Below are 16,336 nucleotides of genomic sequence, written 5' to 3' on the forward strand. Positions count from 1 at the left end.
CACGAGGACTGATCCGTGAGTACTGACACCGCCGCCGAGCCCAAGGCTCCGAGCCGGTTCAACGTAGGGACCATTCTGCGTGAACCGCTGCTCGGGCCGATGGCCGCACTCCTCATCGCCGTCATCGTCTTCAGCTCGATCTCGAGCTCGTTTCTCAACCCGCAGAACGTTTCTCTGATCCTGCAGCAGTCGGTGGTCGTCGGCATTCTCGCCGTCGGCCAGACGCTGATCATCCTGACCTCCGGTATCGATCTGTCGATCGGTGCGGTGGCGGTGATGGGCACCATCGTGATGGCGCAGTCGGCAGGCGCGAACGGTCCGGTGGTCGCACTGGGTTCCACGCTTGCCGTCTGCCTGGCGTTCGGTGCGATCAACGGCGGATTGGTGACGATGCTGCGACTGCCACCGTTCATCGTCACGCTCGGCACGTTCACTGCGATTCAGGCAGCCACCAGGTTGCTGGCCGGCTCCGAGACCTACCAGGTGCCGAGCGGACCGCTGACGCTGCTCGGTACCTCGTTCAAGATCGGCAGTTTCTCCACGACGTACGGCGTGGTGGTGATGCTGCTGGTCTACGCCGTGATGTGGTACGCGTTGTCCCAAACATCCTGGGGCAGGCACATTTACGCGGTCGGTGGCAGCCCGCAGGCGTCGGATCGCTCGGGCATCAAGTCCGGTCGCGTGCTGTTCTCGGTGTACATCGTCACGGGAGTCATCGCGGCGATCGCGGCGTGGGCAGCGCTCGGAAGAATCCCCAACGCCGACCCGAACGCCTATCAGAACGCCAACCTGGAAACGATCACCGCGGTCGTCATCGGTGGAACCAGCCTCTTCGGTGGCCGCGGCACCGTCATCGGGACTCTCATCGGAACCCTGATCGTCGGTGTGCTGCGCAACGGTCTCACCCAAGCAGGCGTCGACAGCCTGTACCAGAACGTCGCGACCGGCATTCTCGTCATCGTCGCGGTGGCCGTCGATCAATTCGCACGTAGGAGGTCACAGTGAATGCCCCCCTCGCTCTGGAAGCGCGCGGCCTGGTCAAGACCTACGGCAGTGTGACGGCCATCAACGGTGCCGATTTCGAGTTGCGGCCCGGTGAGGTGCTGGCGGTGATCGGCGACAACGGTGCCGGAAAGTCCAGTCTCATCAAAGCTTTGGCGGGCGCTGTCATTCCCGACTCGGGCGAGATCCTGATGAACGGCTCGCCGGTGTCGTTCAAGAACACGCGCGACGCACGAGCAGCGGGCATCGAGACGGTCTATCAGGACCTGGCTGTCATTCCCGCGCTCGACATCGCGTCGAACGTCTACCTGGGACGCGAGATCAAGCGTAAAGGCATCAGCGGCAGTCTGTTTCGTCGCCTCGACATGCCACGAATGCGCGAGGAATCGTCGAAGCACCTGCAGGACCTCAAGATCGGCATCAAGTCGGTCAATCAGGCGGTCGAGACGCTCTCCGGCGGTCAGCGTCAGGGCGTGGCAGTTGCCCGGGCGGCAGCGTTCGGACGCGGAGTGATCATCATGGACGAGCCGACGGCCGCACTCGGCGTGCGGGAGTCGGGCATGGTGATCGACCTGATTCGTACGATCCGCGACCGAGGCATACCGGTGGTGCTCATCAGCCACGACATGCCGCACGTGTTCGAGGTCGCCGATCGAATTCACATCCACCGCCTCGGCAAGCGTGCAGGCGTCGTGAATCCGAAGAACCGCACCATGTCCGAGGTCGTCGCGCTCATGACCGGCGCGGAGGAGCCGACCGACGATGAACGCGCAGGCCTCTGAATCGACAAGTCCGGTCGGTGTTTTCGTCGGGCTGGCGACACTCGACGTCGTTCATCGAGTGGCGGCAGCGCCGGCACCCAACCAGAAGATCACCTCGAGCGCACAGTTCGTCGCGGCGGGAGGTCCTGCCGCCAACGCGGCGGTGACCTTCGCCGCGCTGGGCGGGACGGCGGTGCTCGTCACCGCGCTCGGAGACGACCCGGTGGCAGCCCTGATCAAGGCCGACCTGGCGGCATTCGGAGTGCGGGTGCTCGACGCCGCCGAGGGCTCCACCAGGGCTGTGCCCGTCTCTGCGGTGACGGTGATCGAATCGACCGGTGATCGGTCGGTCGTCTCGGCCGACGCCGTGAACTCCGACGCCTCGCCGCCGGAGGATCTCGAGGCCGTCGTGGCCGGTGCCGACGTCGTACTCGTCGACGGGCACCACCCCCTGATCGCCTGCGCCGCCGCGGAACATGCGGCGGCGCGGGTTACCACGTTGGTCGTGGACGCCGGTCGCTGGAAACCGGTGATGAGCGAGCTGATTCCGCACGCCACGGACATGGTGTGCTCGGCGGACTTTCGCGCCCCCGGCACCTCGGACACCGCTTCCACCGCCGCGGCGCTCGTCGGATCCGGCGTGCACACCGTCGTCACGACCCACGGCGGCGATCCCGTCGAATGGTGGTCCGAGGGATCATCGGGATCGGTCGATGTGGAGCCGGTCGCAGTGGTCGATACTCTGGGTGCCGGGGATGCGTTCCACGGCGCGTATGCCTACTACTCCACGCAGCCAGGCTCCCTTTCCGAGCGCATCGACAGGTCGGCTCACGTTGCCGCATTGCGCTGCTCGGTGATCGGCCCCAGAGCGTGGTTACACGAACTATCCGCCGACACACTTCACTACCCACGGACTCGAAAGCGACAACGGTGAGCACTGACCAGGACGTACAGGAAGCCACCCTCGAACAACTCGTGGAGCTGGCGCGAAAGTCGGCTGTATCCGGTCAGCGACGCATACTCGGCCTGACCGGTGCGCCGGGTGCCGGAAAGTCCACTGTGGCTCAGCAACTCGTCGATGCGCTCGGGCCGGAACTCGCGGTACTGGTTCCGATGGACGGATTCCACCTCGCCAACGAGGTGTTGATCGAGCTGGGCCGGCTCGATCGCAAGGGTGCCCACGACACGTTCGACGACGGCGGCTATGCGCGGCTGATCGCGGCGATTCACGACCAGCAGCCCGGCGACCCCACCGTGTACGCGCCGAGATTTCGGCGCGAGATCGAGGAGTCGATCGGGTCCTCGATTCCGGTCCCGTCGACTGTCCCGCTCGTCGTCACCGAGGGGAATTACCTGCTGATGGAGTCCGACGCGTGGCCTGCGGCGCGCGCAATGATCGACGAAGTTTGGTTTCTGGCCCCGCACACGACGGTTCGGCACGAGCGGCTGGTGGCCAGGCACGAGGCCTACGGAAAGTCGCACGAGGACGCGAAGTTCTGGGCACTGGGCTCGGACGAGCGCAACGCGGAACTGATCGGGTCGACCGCATGCCGCGCCGATCGAATCCTGCGGCTGACATGACAGTTCCGCCGAGCCGCGAGGCCCGACAGCCTCGGGCGTACTGACATGCCCACGATGGACGACGTTGCTCGCCTGGCCGGGGTATCGGTATCGACTGTCTCCCACGTGCTCAACGGAACCCGCAACGTCAATCCCGCTACTCGGGAGCGCGTCGATGCAGCGATCGTCGAGATCGGCTATCGGCGCAACGTCGTCGCTCGATCGCTCGCGGCGGGTCGGACGCACACCGTGGGACTGTCCATCGCCGCATTGACCAACCCGTACTTCGGCAGCCTGGTCCATGCCGTCGAGGAGCGGTTGTCCGAGGCCGGTTACGTGTTGATCCTCGGTGACTCGCACGACGAGCCTCGCTCCGAGCGCAGGGTGACGGACTCGTTGCTCGACCGTCAGGTCGACGGCATGATTCTCGCGCCCGCAGCCGGCTCGGAATTCTCCACGATTCCCGAGATCGTCCGTAGCGGAACACCTCTGGTGCTGATCGACCGGATGCTCGATGTCTCCTGTGACCAGGTGGGCCCGGAGAACGACGCGTCGGCGTACGAGCTGACGACCCACCTTCTCGACGCCGGACATCGACGCATCGCGATCGTCCGCGGCATCGAAGGAATCTCCTCCACGACAGAGCGATTCGACGGCTACTCCCGCGCACTGGCGGATCGAGGAATCGAACTCGATCCTCGACTCGTTCTCGACGGCCGGTCCAGTGTGGAGGTGGCCGAGTCCCGGGTGCGTGAGTTGATGTCGGGTCCGGATCGGCCGTCTGCCCTGGTGTCGATGAACAACTCGATGACCATCGGATCGCTGAAAGCGGTTCGTGGCCTGGGCTTGTCGATCCCGGCCGACCTCGCCTTCGTGTGCTACGACGACTTCGAGTGGTCGGATCTGTTCGAGCCCCGGCTCACCGCGGCGGCGCAGGACGTGCAGACGATCGGCCGAACCGCAGCCGACCTGTTGCTGAATCGAATCGAGGGCAGCGAAGAGACACCTCGGTCCATTCGAGTGCCCACCACCTTCACCCATCGCAATTCCTGCGGATGCACGTAGACCGCAGCCGCACCCGAAAGATAGGACCCGCCATGCCGATTGCCAGTCCGGAGCAGTACGCCGCCATGCTGGATCGCGCCAAGGAGGGTGGGTTCGCCTACCCGTCGATCAACGTCACCGGTTCGCAGACTCTCAACGCAGCTCTGCAGGGATTCGCCGAAGCCGAGAGTGACGGCATCATTCAGGTGTCGGTCGGCACCGCGCTCTATCTGTCCGGCAACGCCGTGCAGAACCGCTTCGCCGGTTCCAAGGCTCTCGCGCAGTACGCCCACGAAGTGGCGCAGCACTATTCGATCTCGGTGGCGCTGCACACCGATCACTGCCCCGCCGAGAATCTGGACGACTGGGTCCGCCCCCTGCTGGCCGACGCGATCGAACGACGCGGCCGCGGACTACCGCCGCTGTACCAGTCGCACATGTGGGACGGATCGGCCGTGCCGTTGGAGGAGAATTTGCGGATCGCGCGCGAGTTGCTCGACCTGTCGGTGGAGGCCGACACCATTCTGGAGATCGAAGTGGGAGTGATCGGCGGAGAGGAGGACGGGGTGTCACACGAGATCAACGAACAGCTGTACTCGACGGTCGACGATGCGCGCGCCACGATCGCTGCGCTCGGTGCGGGGGAGCGCGGTCGTTATATGACGGCTCTGACCTTCGGCAACGTCCACGGCGTCTACAACCCCGACTCGGTACATCTACGACCCGAGATCCTCGACGAGATCCAGTCCGTCGTCGGAGCCGAGACGGGCAAGGACAAGCCCTTCGATCTGGTGTTCCACGGCGGATCGGGTTCCAGCGCAGAGGACATCGCCTCGGCCGTGGCCAGCGGGGTGATCAAGATGAACATCGACACCGATACCCAGTACGCGTTCACCAGATCCATCGCCGGTCACATGCTGAGCAAGTACGACCAGGTTCTCAAGGTCGACGGCGAGTACGGAAACAAGAAGGCCTACGACCCCCGATCCTGGGGCAAGCCGGCCGAGACGGCGATGGCGGCTCGCGTGGTCGAGGCGACACAGATGCTGGGCTCGGCAGGGCGCACGATGCGCTGAGAATCTTTTCCGTCGAGTGTGTCGAAATCTGCGGACCGGTTCCGTCCCAGGGGCAAATGCGGCAAGAATGGCCGCATCGAACGTCAGGAGACACCATGGCCAAGTACCTCATGCTCAAGCACTACCGCGGCGCTCCGGAGCCGATCAACAGCGTCCCGATGGACCGGTGGACGCCTGCGGAGGTGCACGCACACATCCAGTTCATGCAGGATTTCGCCGCCGAACTCGAAGCCACCGGCGAGTTCGTCGACGCCCAGGCCCTGGCTCCCGAGGGGACCTGGGTCAGCTCCGGCGGTGAGGGCAAGCCGCCGGTCACCGACGGTCCGTTCGCCGAGACCAAGGATCTCATCGCAGGCTGGATGATCATCGACGTGGAGAGCTACGAGCGGGCGCTCGAACTCGCCGGGCAGTTGTCGGCCGCGCCGGGAGCAGGCGGCGAACCGATTCACGAATGGCTCGAACTGCGTCCGTTCATGGAGGCTCCCCCCACCATCGCCGACTGACGACCGCCATGGACCCCCAGGTGCTGCGGGCACTGACACCCGCGGTGATCGGCGTCCTCGTCCACCGCGGAGCCGACTTCGCGTCGGCCGAGGATGCCGCGGCGGAGGCGATGCTCGAGGCGACCTCCACGTGGGTCGCCGACGCGCCTGCCGATCCGAAGGGTTGGCTGGTGACCGTCGCGTGGCGCAAGTTTCTCGACGCAGAACGATCCGAGAAGGCGCGACGAGCACGAGAGGATCGAGCCGCGGCACAACCGGATCCTGGCACCGTGAGCGGCGTCGACGACACGCTGCAGTTGTTCTTTCTGTGCGCGCATCCCTCGCTCGGTCCGGCGGCAGCGGTGGCACTGACGCTGCGTGCCGTCGGGGGATTGACGACGCGGCAGATCGCGCGGGCGTACCTGGTGCCGGAGAAGACCATGGCGCAACGCATCAGCCGCGCCAAACGCACGGTGCGCGATGTGCGTTTCGATGCGCCCGGTGATGTGGGGACGGTGCGGCGGGTGCTGTATCTCGTCTTCAACGAGGGGTACACCGGGGACGTCGATCTGGCGGCCGAGGCGATTCGGTTGACCCGGCAGTTGGCCGGGTTGTCCGACGACGAGGAAACGGCCGGACTGTTGGCGCTGATGCTGTTGCACCACGCCCGGCGTTCGGCCAGGACCGGGCCCGACGGTCACGTCATCGATCTCGCTGGGCAGGATCGATCTCGTTGGGACACAACGCTGATGGCGGAGGGAGTGCACATCCTGCAGGCGGCGCTCGCCCGCGATCGGTTGGGTGAGTTCCAGGCGCAGGCGGCCATCGCCGCCTTGCACGCCGACGCCCGGTGTATGGAGGAGACCGATTGGCCGCAGATCGTCGAGTGGTACGACGAGTTGCTCGCTCTCACGGACAGTTCCGTGGTCCGACTCAATCGAGCGGTGGCGATCGGGGAGGCCGACGGTCCGGAGGCGGGGCTCGAGGCGCTGGGCGAGGTCGATCCGGCCGTCCCGCGGCACACAGCGGCGACCGCGTACCTGTGTGAGAAGGCCGGTGATCTGCAGCGTGCTGCCGAGTTGTACGCGGAGGCGGCGGAGAAGGCGTCGTCGATTCCCGAGCGGCACCATCTGACGCTGCAGACCGCGCGGATCAGAGCCGGTTGAGCCCCGCAGGCGGCAAGCGAACGGACCGATCGGTTTCGTAATCCGATCGTTAGCGGTAGAAAGCGGAATCCGTGCGACCCTCGTATGGTGCTGAAGTTGCCAATGGGGCAGAAGAGAAAGAAACGAACTCGATCCGCTGCGGTCGCGACGGCCGCGGCAGCGGCGTCGATACTGATGACCGGAACACCGGCGCAGGCGTTGCCGGGTAACTCCGGATCGGCCGACGCGGCCGCGGGAGCTGTCGGCATCCATCAGGTGTCGGCGACCCGCGCGGTGCTGAACGTCTTCTCCCCGTCCATGAATCGGGTCATTTCCAACGAGGTGTTGCATTCGCCGGAAGGCGGCCCTGCGCCCACTCTCGTGCTGCTCAACGGCGCACTCGGCAACGAGGACGGAGTCGGGTGGCTCAACAACTCGGGCGTCGAGCAGTTCTTTCTCGACAAGAACGTCACGGTCGTCGCACCCATCGGCGGTCGTTTCAGTTTCTACACCGATTGGCAGACAACCGATCCCGTGCTAGGCAGCAACAAGTGGCAGACCTACCTGAGCCGCGAATTGCCTGCCGCTGTCGACGCGGCCTACGGCTCGACCGGCAGACGCGGCGTGGCAGGGCTGTCGATGAGTGGTGGTCCCGCACTCGATCTCGCGATCCAGGCTCCGGATGTGTTCGACGCGGCCGCGTCGTTCAGTGGATGCCCGGCACCCTCCGACCCGCTTGCCACTGCCGGTATTTCGGCGATGATCGCCGGCGGACTCAACAACCCCTTCAACATGTGGGGGCTGCCGGGAAGTCAGGGATGGCGCGACCACGACCCGTCACTGAACGTCGAGCGGCTGCGCGGAACCGCGGTCTACGTCAGCTCCTCCCGCGGACTACCAGGGCCGGTGGATCGCATTCCCGAGGGCGCGATCCCACCGTTCGGCGGAATGGCGGTGGAGGCCATGGTCAACCACTGCACATCGATCTTCGTCGACGCCCTGCGCCGAGCCGACGTGCCGGCAACGGTGTCCATGCGCGAGGAGGGCGCGCACACCTGGCCGCTGTTCGAGGATCAGCTGCGTGAGGCCTGGTTCACCACGCTGGCACCGGCTCTGGGAACCAGCTGATTGCATCGAGACTTCGGCGGGTAAGCGGGGTTCACACCGGCGAAAGGACAACGCGAACATGTCGAAGGACGAACTGCACAAGGGCGACAAGGTCGAATGGCAGACCCACGGAAACACGACCGAGGGAACGGTGGTGGAGAAGATCACCTCCGAGACCGAAGCCGCAGGCCGCACCGTGAAGGCATCGAAAGACGAGCCGCAGTACCGGGTCGAGAGCGACAAATCCGGTAAGGACGCGGTGCACAAGCCGGAAGCGTTGGACAAGAAGGACTGACGCCACAAGATCACCTGTGCGGCCCCGAGTTGTCGACTCGGGGCGCACAAGTGGATCTCAGGCCTCGGGCACCGATCGTTCTGCGCCCCAACTCCGTTCGATGTAGCCGCGGATGCGCTCGATGTCCTCGGCTGGGATTCTCTCCGGCTCGCCGTGCTCGAGGGGATCGGTGTGGAAGATGTACAGCCGTGAGGCGAACTGGTCGAACGGCAGCGAACCCTCGCCTGCGCGTTCGCCGTTGCCCGCCGTGCCGACCACGACGCCGTCGCCCCAGTCCTGACCGCTGTCGTTGTTCGGGTTGAAGAAGTACACCCGCATGGCGCCGTCGGGATCGGTGTTCACGCGCAGGATCGTGATGGCGTGCCACCCCACATACCTTGCGGCGCTGTCGGTTACGGCCACACCTGCCGGCTGCGGATGGATCAAGGGTTGGTGCCCGTTGTACTCCGGGTGGTACGCCGCGTAGAACTGCCGCAGAAAGGCGTCCAGGTCGACGAGATTGCCGGTCGCGACATCGACGTCGATGTGGAATTCGCGTGCCGACCACCACCCGTGGAACTCGGGATTGACCCAGCGGTGCGGGTCGCCGGGACGATCGGCGCAACGCCGGACCATCTCGGCATAGATGCGATCGAGGTGTGGAACCAGCAACAGCGACGCGGGATCGAGGTCCACCGGATCGGTCGTGGCGACGCCGCTGACACTCTCGGTCGACGAGATCGACTGCCCCTCGAAGTGCATGACGATCTCCTCGTCACGCGCCGCCCACACCACCATCTGCAGCAGGTAGTCGGGATCGTTGTAGGCCCACATCGACAATGCCCGCGCCGACTGACACGTCGGGTTGTCGCCCTGGCCCACGCCGAGGGGCTGCCCCAGCATCGAGAGCAGGCCCCCGAGCAAGCGTGACTCCGGCGCGGGGACCGGCCCGAACGTGGTGATCAGTCGTTCCCGCACCGCGGGAGCAAGTTTCAGCGAGATCTGCCGCCACAGGGACGGCACGATCGGCGGCTGATGCAGAATCCCGCGATCGAGAAGCAGTGCCAATCCGTAGAGGCACTGCGCGGTCTCGGGATACACCGTCTCCTCGATGAGGCGATGCACCAGTTCCGGATACCGCGTCAGGCAGGTCCGGCCGGTATCGGAAAGGCCGAGGGCCTCGGGCAGAACGTACGAGTAATGGTCGACGAGATACTGCGTCAGCGTCGCGTGATACGGGGAGACGAGCCCGGTGTCGTGCATGGCTCGCGCGAATCCGCGGGCCTCGAACTGCAACGCCTCGACGTCCATCGCCTCGAGTCGCGATCGGTACACCTCGACGCCCGGATCCTCGCGGCAGGCATCGGTTGTGCCGAACAATGCCGTGATCAACCGATCCAGACCTTGACCGGACGTGCCGAGATCGACGGTGGGATCGTCACGATAGATCGCGATGCGGGTGACCATGTCCTTGATGGTGTCCACCTGAATCGGACGCTGCCGCAGAATCCGCCAGATTTCCTCGACCAACTCGTCGAGCACACTGTCGTAGCCGATCTGCCCGGCCACGTACCCGAACAGATCACGGATCAGATGCGCGGTGCGCCCCAGGCGAACTCGCTCCGACTCGGACGGTGGTGTGAACAGGACGTCGAGATTCACCGCGAGAACCTGAGAGAGGAACCGGCGGGCATCTTCGGCGGTCACCGCAGCATGCTCGTACTCGCCCGCAACGATCGCGACCATCCGCAGTTCGCTGGTCGCCTCGAGTACGAAGGTGTCGTCGTTGCCGCTGCGCAAGCTGGGCCCCACGAACCCCGGAACGAGAATGTCCGGCTGTGCCCAATCGGTGCCCGCGAACAGCCCCGCATTCTCGAGCACCTCGGCGCGTTCGCGAATTGCACCGCAACCGCCGGGCTGCAACAGGACTCGATGCACACCGTCCAGAACTCTTCGCACCTTGGTGTTCTTGCTGAACTCGGGTGCATCGGCCAAGGCATGCACGGCATGGTCCAGTTGCGCCAACCGTGATGCCAATGCTTTGTCCACGGTGGTGGTCGCGTTCGTCGGTGCCGGCTCGTCCATGGTCTGTGACGATGGGTTGCGGTCGTCTCCGAGTTGCTGCTTCACACGTAGAAGTCCAGTTCTTCCTGATGCTTCAGCAAGTCACGCATGACGTAGGTGTCCTCACCGAAGAAGTACAGCAGGCCCCAGTGGGTGCCGAATGCCGTTCTCTTGGTGACGGTTTCCTCCACCGGTGCCGACAGATCGTTGGTCTCGTAGTAGTCGTGCCCGCTGGTCTCCTCGGGAATCTGCAGTTGGCTGACGACGCGGCGTCGCGGGTACACCCCGAAACATCCGGCGACACCGGTGGCGTCGACGACCTCCTTCGGGAAGAAGGCGTCGATCTCCTCTTCGGTGGTCTTCGGGTCGAACGCCAACGCCAGGCCCTGGTAGGCGTTGAAGCCGTAGGCCCGCTCGAGCAGCTCGAACACCTTGAAACCCGGTGGGCGGTAAGCAACTTCGCCGAAGTACATCTCGCCGTCACTGGTGACGAAGTACTCGGGATGAATGAAGCCGAACTCGATGTCGAACGTCTTGATCAACTTCTCGATCTGCACCGTGATCTGCTCGCGGTACTTCTCCAGTTCCGGTGTGGCCGGAACGAACACCGAATAGCCGAGCGTGACGTATTCGGAGATGTTGAGGAACTTGATCTTGCCGTTGTGAATCCATGCTTCGACGGCGAACTCCCAACCGTCGAGATGCGATTCCATCAGCGCCGGAAATTCCTCGTCGGGAATGGAGTCGACCTCGTCGGGGGTGCGAATGACACGGTGGCCGAGGCAGCCTGCCTTGTCGAATGCCTTGACATGGATGGGATCGTTCGGATCGCCGTCGAGCTTGAGCAAGGTCTGGTTGACTCGCTTCAGGAATCGGATGACGTCCTCGCGGTCGTGGGCCTCTTCGAAGATGCCGACGCGGATTCCACCGAGTTGGGCGCGACGCTTCATCAAGGACTTGTCGCGCAGCAGCATCGCCTGACCGAACAGTCGCGGGTTGCCCAGCAGCACCGAGTTGATGGCACCGGCCCACTCGACCGTCTCCTCGTAGAGCGGGATCGCGACGTCGACACCCTTGTCCTGCAGGGTCTCGGCAATTTCCAGTGAGCGATCGTTGAGTCGCTCGAAGTTCCACGGGAGGTACGGAATGTCGTGCTCGGTGCAGTACGCCTCGGCCCACTCGGGGGCGACGACGACGTATCGCCGATCGAACTTGTCCAGTGCTTCCACCGCGGCCAAACTCCACCCCAGCAGGGCCACGAAACCCTTGTTCGGGTCTTTCTCCAGCCTGTCTGGCTGAGCCATGAAGTTCCTTCCCCTAGATGATTCATCGGTCGAGGTCCTTCGCTCCACCGTACAGAGGCAGTATCGGTCACCGGGCACCCCTGTATGCGACTGTGGATCGGAAACGCGCCGGATCCAGGTGTTCGGTAGCGTTCACGATCGACGAGGTGCGGTGCGCGCCTTCCTGGAACGAGGAGTGCGACATGACGGTCGACAAAACGGGTGCGCAGGTCGAAATCACCCAGCAAGCAGATCGTTTCACGGTCTCGGTCGACGGCTCGCAGGTCGGCTTCACCGAGTTCGTCGACGACGAGGATGCACGACGCATCTTCTTCCATACCGAGGTCGACGCGGCCTACGGCGGACGTGGTCTGGCAACGATTCTCGTGCACCAGGCGCTCGACGCCACTCGCGCCGACGCCAAGCGCATCGTGCCGATCTGCGAGTTGGTCGCGGCCTTCGTCGGCAAGCATTCGGAGTTCGACGACGTCGTGGAGCAGCCGACCGACGAGATCCGGCAATGGCTGGCCGACCGGCAGGCCTGAGGGCGGGAATACCGTCGGACGCCATCGGGTTGAGGTCGATATAGTAGTTGCAGAGTCAACTACATTGCCGAAAGGGACGCCATGCCTGCAGTGACGGTCGACAACATCCTCGCCTTGCCCCGAATCCCCATGCCCGACGCCACCGCCGTCCCCCGGCCGGTCCGGTCCGTCACGACGGCACCGACGGGATACGAGGGCGAGGGCTTTCCGGTCCGTCGCGCATTCGCGGGACTGGACATGGCGTCGCTCGACCCGTTCATCCACATGGATCAGATGGGCGAGGTGAACTACGCGCCCGGCGAGCCGAAGGGGACGCCGTGGCATCCGCATCGCGGGTTCGAGACGGTCACCTACATGATCGACGGCATCATGGAGCACAAAGACTCTCACGGCGGCGGCGGAGTCATCGGCGGTGGCGACACGCAATGGATGACGGCGGGCGGGGGCATCCTGCACATCGAGGCTCCGCCGGAGCATCTGGTGCTCTCGGGTGGGCTGTTCCACGGTGTTCAGCTGTGGGTCAATCTGCCGCGCGAGAACAAGATGGCGCACCCGCGCTACCAGGACATCACCGGCAGCAGAGTCGCACTGGCGTCGAGTCTCGACGGTGGTGCGTTGGTCCGCGTCATTGCCGGTGAGATCGCAGGCATGCAGGGCCCGGGATCGACCTACACTCCGATTGCGCTCTCGCACAGCACCATCGCACCGGGTGCGGCGCTGACGCTGCCGTGGAACAGAGAGTTCAACGCACTGATCTACGTTCTCGCGGGCGAGGGCACCGTGGGCGCGGAGAAGCGTCCGATCAGGATGGGGCAGACGGCGCTGTTCGGCCGCGGCGACACCATCGAGATGTCCGCGTCTACGGCGGGGGAGTCGCTGGAGGTGTTCGTTCTCGGCGGCAAGCCGATCAGGGAACCCGTCGCGATGGCAGGCCCGTTCGTCATGAACACCAAGTCCGAAGTGCTGCAGGCGTTCGAGGACTACCAGGCCGGTCGGCTCGGCGTTCCCGTCGAATGATCGTCTCGGCCGTGCAACGATCTCCTGCATGAGCGACGCCGAGCCCCGTATTCGCAGAACACGGCTGTATCGCCGTCTGGTCACCCGCGCGGACGGCCCGCTCGAGCCCGCGCGGGCGGCCAAGAGACTGTCGGCCTACGTCTACGGAAACATCCTGGTTCTGGCGGCGGTCGCAGCATCGACGCCGAGCTCGATCGAGAACGGAACTGCTGCTGTTCTGGTTCTGGCCACGGCGGTGACGACGTTTCTGGCGCATGTGTTCGCCGATTTCGTCGCCAGCAGTCAGATTCCCGAAGCGCACGGCGATGCAACCGACGAGCAACGCACGTTCGAAGCCGTCGAGGAATTCCGTGACGCCGTGCCGATCCTGAGCTCCGGCACGGTCCCTGCGGTGATGCTGGCCCTCGGCTGGTTGTCGGTGCTCCCGGGGCAGTGGTCGGAACTGCTGGCCGGCGGAGTCATCGTGATACGCATCGCGACGATTCAGATGGTCACGGAACGAATTCGCGGCAACCCGTTGACCTTCCGCGCAGTTCTGGGTGGTCTGGCCACCGCTGCGGTCGCAGCACTCATCGTCTTGGCCAAGGTGTTTCTGGGGCACTAGCTCCCGAACTCGGCGTACAACTCCGGCAGGAAGCCGGCCAGGTGATTCATCTCCTGTCCGCAGTGCAACAACAGATCTCGGGCGAGATCGACCCCGAGATCGAGGTCCGTCGGATCGACCGACGCCCCGCGGCGGACGGCGCACACGGCCTGCTCGATGTCCGGTACGTGCAGCCCGCGCAGGTTCAGGAAGAAACGGCTACGCATCTCGGCACCGCCCTCGACGGGACGCACCTGGTGGGCCAGCCAGCCCAGGTCCACCGGCGCGATGGAGCTGCCCACTCGGCCGAAGACGATCGTCTGATCCGCGGGAACGTCGAAGCCGTGCGCAATCGGATCGCGAAAGGCGATGCCCAGCTGTTGCAGCTTCGGCCCGACGTACTCGTCCACGAAAGTCGTGTTGCCGACGTACTTGGCCTTGTCGGGGATGTCGAGTGCCGTTCGATCCTCGGCGAGGGCTGCGTAGAGGTGGGCGTCGGGATGCCACAGCTTGTAGCGTGCGGCCTCGGTGGAATGCCAGCCGAACCACCAGTCCCACATCGCTGCCGTCACGCGCGGCATCACCGTGCGGACCGCCACGAACGTCACTCCATCGGCGCGTCGACCGTATCCGGTCTCGATCGTGGAGTAGCCGGTGGGCGCGAGATCGGTTGTGATGGAATCGAATCCAGGAATCGAATCCGGCGCGAGGGCCGGGCCCGCACAGGCGTCCGCGACGGCGGTCGGTGCGGGCGTCGTTCGCTGTGCCATGTATCGGGCGTACGGCAGATCTCGATCGGCGTCGCGGTAGCCCTGGTAGCGCTCACCGCACTCGTCCGCCGAACCGGTTGCCGGGGCCGCCACCGCCTTGGCTACCGGGCCGACGACGGCGACGGTGGCCGCAGCGGCCGCTCCGATCATGATCTGGCGTCGTGTCGGCCCCCGGGTCATGCGACCACCCCTCTCAACATTCGTTGAGGCTAGGTCGTGGAATCGATGTATGTCAACAGCCGGGCACTACACTGCGCGGTATGAGTCCGGCACACCCCAGGGACGACGAGTCGAGAGTGCGTCGGCGCGACGAGATCGCCACGGCCGCGATCGAGGTGCTCGCCACCCGAGGTCTTCGCGGCTTGACGCACCGGGCGGTGGACGCCGCAGCGGGACTGGGACCCGGGTCGGTGAACTACCACGCGCCCACCCGGAGTCGGCTGCTTCACCTGGCTCTCGGTCAGCTGTTCGTCCGCGACTTCGAGGTGGCCGGAGCGACCTTCGGCAGTCTCGTCGACGTCAAGCCGCTCACCGCCGATATCGTGGTGTCGCGCATCATCGATTTCATCGACGCCATGACGACCGGGGATGCCGTCCAACGGGTCATCGCTCGCCACATCATGCTCGGCGAGGCGCAGCACGACGACGAAATTCGCGAGTTGTTCGACAGTCAACGAGCAGCATTCGTCACCTACACCCAGTGGATCGTCGCCTCGTTGGACTCCGAGGATCCGCCGTCCGACGCCGAGACCCTCGTGGTGATGATCGAGGGGCTGGTGCAGCGGCAAGTGCTGATCGGGTCACGCCTGTCCCCGGGTTTCATCGAGCAGATGTTGCGCAAGATCGTGGTGGCCTCGCCGCTGGTCGAGAACTGACCCGGGCCGGCGGCCTCACCCCAGCAGCGAACGACGCTCGGTGTGGGTGAACGTGAAGATCGTCGCGCCGAAGCTGATCAGTGCGGTCAGAAGCAGTACCTGCGGGCCGGTGATGACGACGCCGATGAAGGCTCCGATCGCGCCTCCCAAGGCGAACGATCCGAGAAGGGCTGTGTAGCAGAGCCAGTCGTAGCGCGTCCCGCCGCCGAACATGTGCCGCTCGATTCCCTGGCCGAGTTTGACCATGGTCCCGGTGACGTAGCTCAGGGGAATGTAGGTCTCTTCCTTCTTCGTGAACGCGGTGTTGAGAGCACCGAGTGCGAAGGCCACCAACAGAATCGGGTAGAAGTTCACGTTGGCCGACGACCATCCGGAGATGGCGATGTCGATCGCGCCTGCTCCGGCGAGTGCGATCGTGGTGAGCACCGTTGCTCCGTGCGGGTGATTCGACCAGTAGCGACGACGGCAGATCGACGAGATCACGACGCCTGCCAGGAAAGAGCCCATGAGCGCCAGTGCCGCGATCGGTGAGGCCCCCGGGGTGACCTCCTTGCCCTCAGGATGCCCGAAGTGTCCGACGACTGCTCGCTCGGTGTTGCCGGTCATGAAGGTCACGAAGTAGCCGGCGGAATGGAGGAAGGCAACTGCACCCACCATCCCTGCCAGTCCCGACAATATCCAGGACAGACGAGCTTCGGCACCGACGGCTGTTTCGCGGCTGATCGTCAATGGGGAAGTCATGACTCGA

18 protein-coding genes are annotated in these 16,336 nt (G+C 64.9%); 14 read left to right on the forward strand and 4 right to left on the reverse strand.

Annotated elements, in window-relative coordinates:
* Positions 1 to 15: 15 nt before the first annotated feature.
* From R3P93_RS04505 to R3P93_RS04550, 10 genes are all read left to right on the forward strand, one after another.
* Positions 16 to 1,005 carry an ABC transporter permease gene (locus tag R3P93_RS04505; RefSeq protein WP_094670362.1) on the forward strand — a complete coding sequence of 330 codons (990 nt, stop codon included), beginning with the start codon at positions 16 to 18 and terminating at the stop codon, positions 1,003 to 1,005.
* On the forward strand, positions 1,002 to 1,784 hold the full coding sequence (locus R3P93_RS04510) for an ATP-binding cassette domain-containing protein (RefSeq protein WP_068055667.1): 783 nt from the start codon (positions 1,002 to 1,004) through the stop codon (positions 1,782 to 1,784). Before R3P93_RS04505 ends, R3P93_RS04510 begins: the two co-directional genes overlap by 4 nt.
* Positions 1,765 to 2,697: a PfkB family carbohydrate kinase gene (locus R3P93_RS04515; RefSeq protein WP_094686840.1), complete on the forward strand. Its 933-nt coding sequence runs from the start codon at positions 1,765 to 1,767 to the stop codon at positions 2,695 to 2,697. The genes R3P93_RS04510 and R3P93_RS04515 overlap by 20 nt, the downstream gene beginning before the upstream one ends.
* Positions 2,694 to 3,344, forward strand: a complete 651-nt coding sequence (locus R3P93_RS04520) for a nucleoside/nucleotide kinase family protein (RefSeq protein ID WP_068055671.1) — start codon at positions 2,694 to 2,696, stop codon at positions 3,342 to 3,344. The genes R3P93_RS04515 and R3P93_RS04520 overlap by 4 nt, the downstream gene beginning before the upstream one ends.
* A gap of 45 nt (positions 3,345 to 3,389) precedes the next feature.
* A complete protein-coding gene (locus R3P93_RS04525; RefSeq protein WP_094686838.1) occupies positions 3,390 to 4,388 on the forward strand; it encodes a LacI family DNA-binding transcriptional regulator in 999 nt (332 codons plus the stop codon).
* A gap of 32 nt (positions 4,389 to 4,420) precedes the next feature.
* The gene (gene fbaA / locus R3P93_RS04530) at positions 4,421 to 5,443 is read left to right on the forward strand and encodes a class II fructose-bisphosphate aldolase (RefSeq protein WP_094670365.1); all 1,023 of its coding nucleotides are present in this window, start codon (positions 4,421 to 4,423) and stop codon (positions 5,441 to 5,443) included.
* A gap of 95 nt (positions 5,444 to 5,538) precedes the next feature.
* Positions 5,539 to 5,946 carry a YciI family protein gene (locus R3P93_RS04535; protein ID WP_094686836.1) on the forward strand — a complete coding sequence of 136 codons (408 nt, stop codon included), beginning with the start codon at positions 5,539 to 5,541 and terminating at the stop codon, positions 5,944 to 5,946.
* 8 nt (positions 5,947 to 5,954) lie between these two features.
* A complete protein-coding gene (locus R3P93_RS04540) occupies positions 5,955 to 7,091 on the forward strand; it encodes an RNA polymerase sigma factor (RefSeq protein WP_317532492.1) in 1,137 nt (378 codons plus the stop codon).
* A gap of 102 nt (positions 7,092 to 7,193) precedes the next feature.
* Positions 7,194 to 8,198: an alpha/beta hydrolase gene (locus R3P93_RS04545; protein WP_256980732.1), complete on the forward strand. Its 1,005-nt coding sequence runs from the start codon at positions 7,194 to 7,196 to the stop codon at positions 8,196 to 8,198.
* Positions 8,199 to 8,256: 58 nt separating this feature from the next.
* Positions 8,257 to 8,472, forward strand: coding sequence for a hypervirulence associated TUDOR domain-containing protein (locus tag R3P93_RS04550; RefSeq protein WP_068055681.1), 216 nt, complete (start codon positions 8,257 to 8,259; stop codon positions 8,470 to 8,472).
* Positions 8,473 to 8,529: 57 nt separating this feature from the next.
* Here the strand turns inward: R3P93_RS04550 and R3P93_RS04555 are convergent, their stop codons facing one another.
* Both R3P93_RS04555 and R3P93_RS04560 read right to left on the reverse strand, forming a co-directional pair.
* Positions 8,530 to 10,536 (reverse strand): hypothetical protein, encoded by a 2,007-nt coding sequence (locus tag R3P93_RS04555; RefSeq protein ID WP_317532678.1) that lies wholly within the window; start codon positions 10,534 to 10,536, stop codon positions 8,530 to 8,532.
* Between the two features lie 41 nt (positions 10,537 to 10,577).
* Entirely contained in the window at positions 10,578 to 11,819 is a 1,242-nt protein-coding gene (locus tag R3P93_RS04560; RefSeq protein ID WP_094639239.1) for an ATP-grasp domain-containing protein, read from the reverse strand.
* A 182-nt stretch (positions 11,820 to 12,001) separates the two neighbouring features.
* Here R3P93_RS04560 and R3P93_RS04565 point away from each other — a divergent pair, with 182 nt between their 5' ends.
* From R3P93_RS04565 to R3P93_RS04575, 3 genes are all read left to right on the forward strand, one after another.
* Positions 12,002 to 12,343, forward strand: coding sequence for a GNAT family N-acetyltransferase (locus R3P93_RS04565; protein WP_317532493.1), 342 nt, complete (start codon positions 12,002 to 12,004; stop codon positions 12,341 to 12,343).
* Between the two features lie 81 nt (positions 12,344 to 12,424).
* Positions 12,425 to 13,360, forward strand: a complete 936-nt coding sequence (locus tag R3P93_RS04570) for a pirin family protein (RefSeq protein ID WP_317532494.1) — start codon at positions 12,425 to 12,427, stop codon at positions 13,358 to 13,360.
* Positions 13,361 to 13,388: 28 nt separating this feature from the next.
* Entirely contained in the window at positions 13,389 to 13,964 is a 576-nt protein-coding gene (locus R3P93_RS04575) for a hypothetical protein (protein ID WP_317532495.1), read from the forward strand.
* Here R3P93_RS04575 and R3P93_RS04580 read toward each other — a convergent pair.
* Positions 13,961 to 14,893 carry a DAPG hydrolase family protein gene (locus R3P93_RS04580; protein WP_231893844.1) on the reverse strand — a complete coding sequence of 311 codons (933 nt, stop codon included), beginning with the start codon at positions 14,891 to 14,893 and terminating at the stop codon, positions 13,961 to 13,963. The genes R3P93_RS04575 and R3P93_RS04580 overlap by 4 nt on opposite strands.
* 80 nt (positions 14,894 to 14,973) lie before the next feature.
* Here R3P93_RS04580 and R3P93_RS04585 point away from each other — a divergent pair, with 80 nt between their 5' ends.
* Positions 14,974 to 15,588: a TetR/AcrR family transcriptional regulator gene (locus tag R3P93_RS04585; RefSeq protein WP_068055695.1), complete on the forward strand. Its 615-nt coding sequence runs from the start codon at positions 14,974 to 14,976 to the stop codon at positions 15,586 to 15,588.
* A 15-nt stretch (positions 15,589 to 15,603) separates the two neighbouring features.
* Here R3P93_RS04585 and R3P93_RS04590 read toward each other — a convergent pair whose 3' ends face one another.
* A complete protein-coding gene (locus R3P93_RS04590) occupies positions 15,604 to 16,329 on the reverse strand; it encodes a YoaK family protein (protein ID WP_068055698.1) in 726 nt (241 codons plus the stop codon).
* Positions 16,330 to 16,336: the final 7 nt, after the last annotated feature.

The organism is Rhodococcus cerastii, from assembly GCF_033042195.1.
GTDB lineage: Bacteria > Actinomycetota > Actinomycetes > Mycobacteriales > Mycobacteriaceae > Rhodococcoides.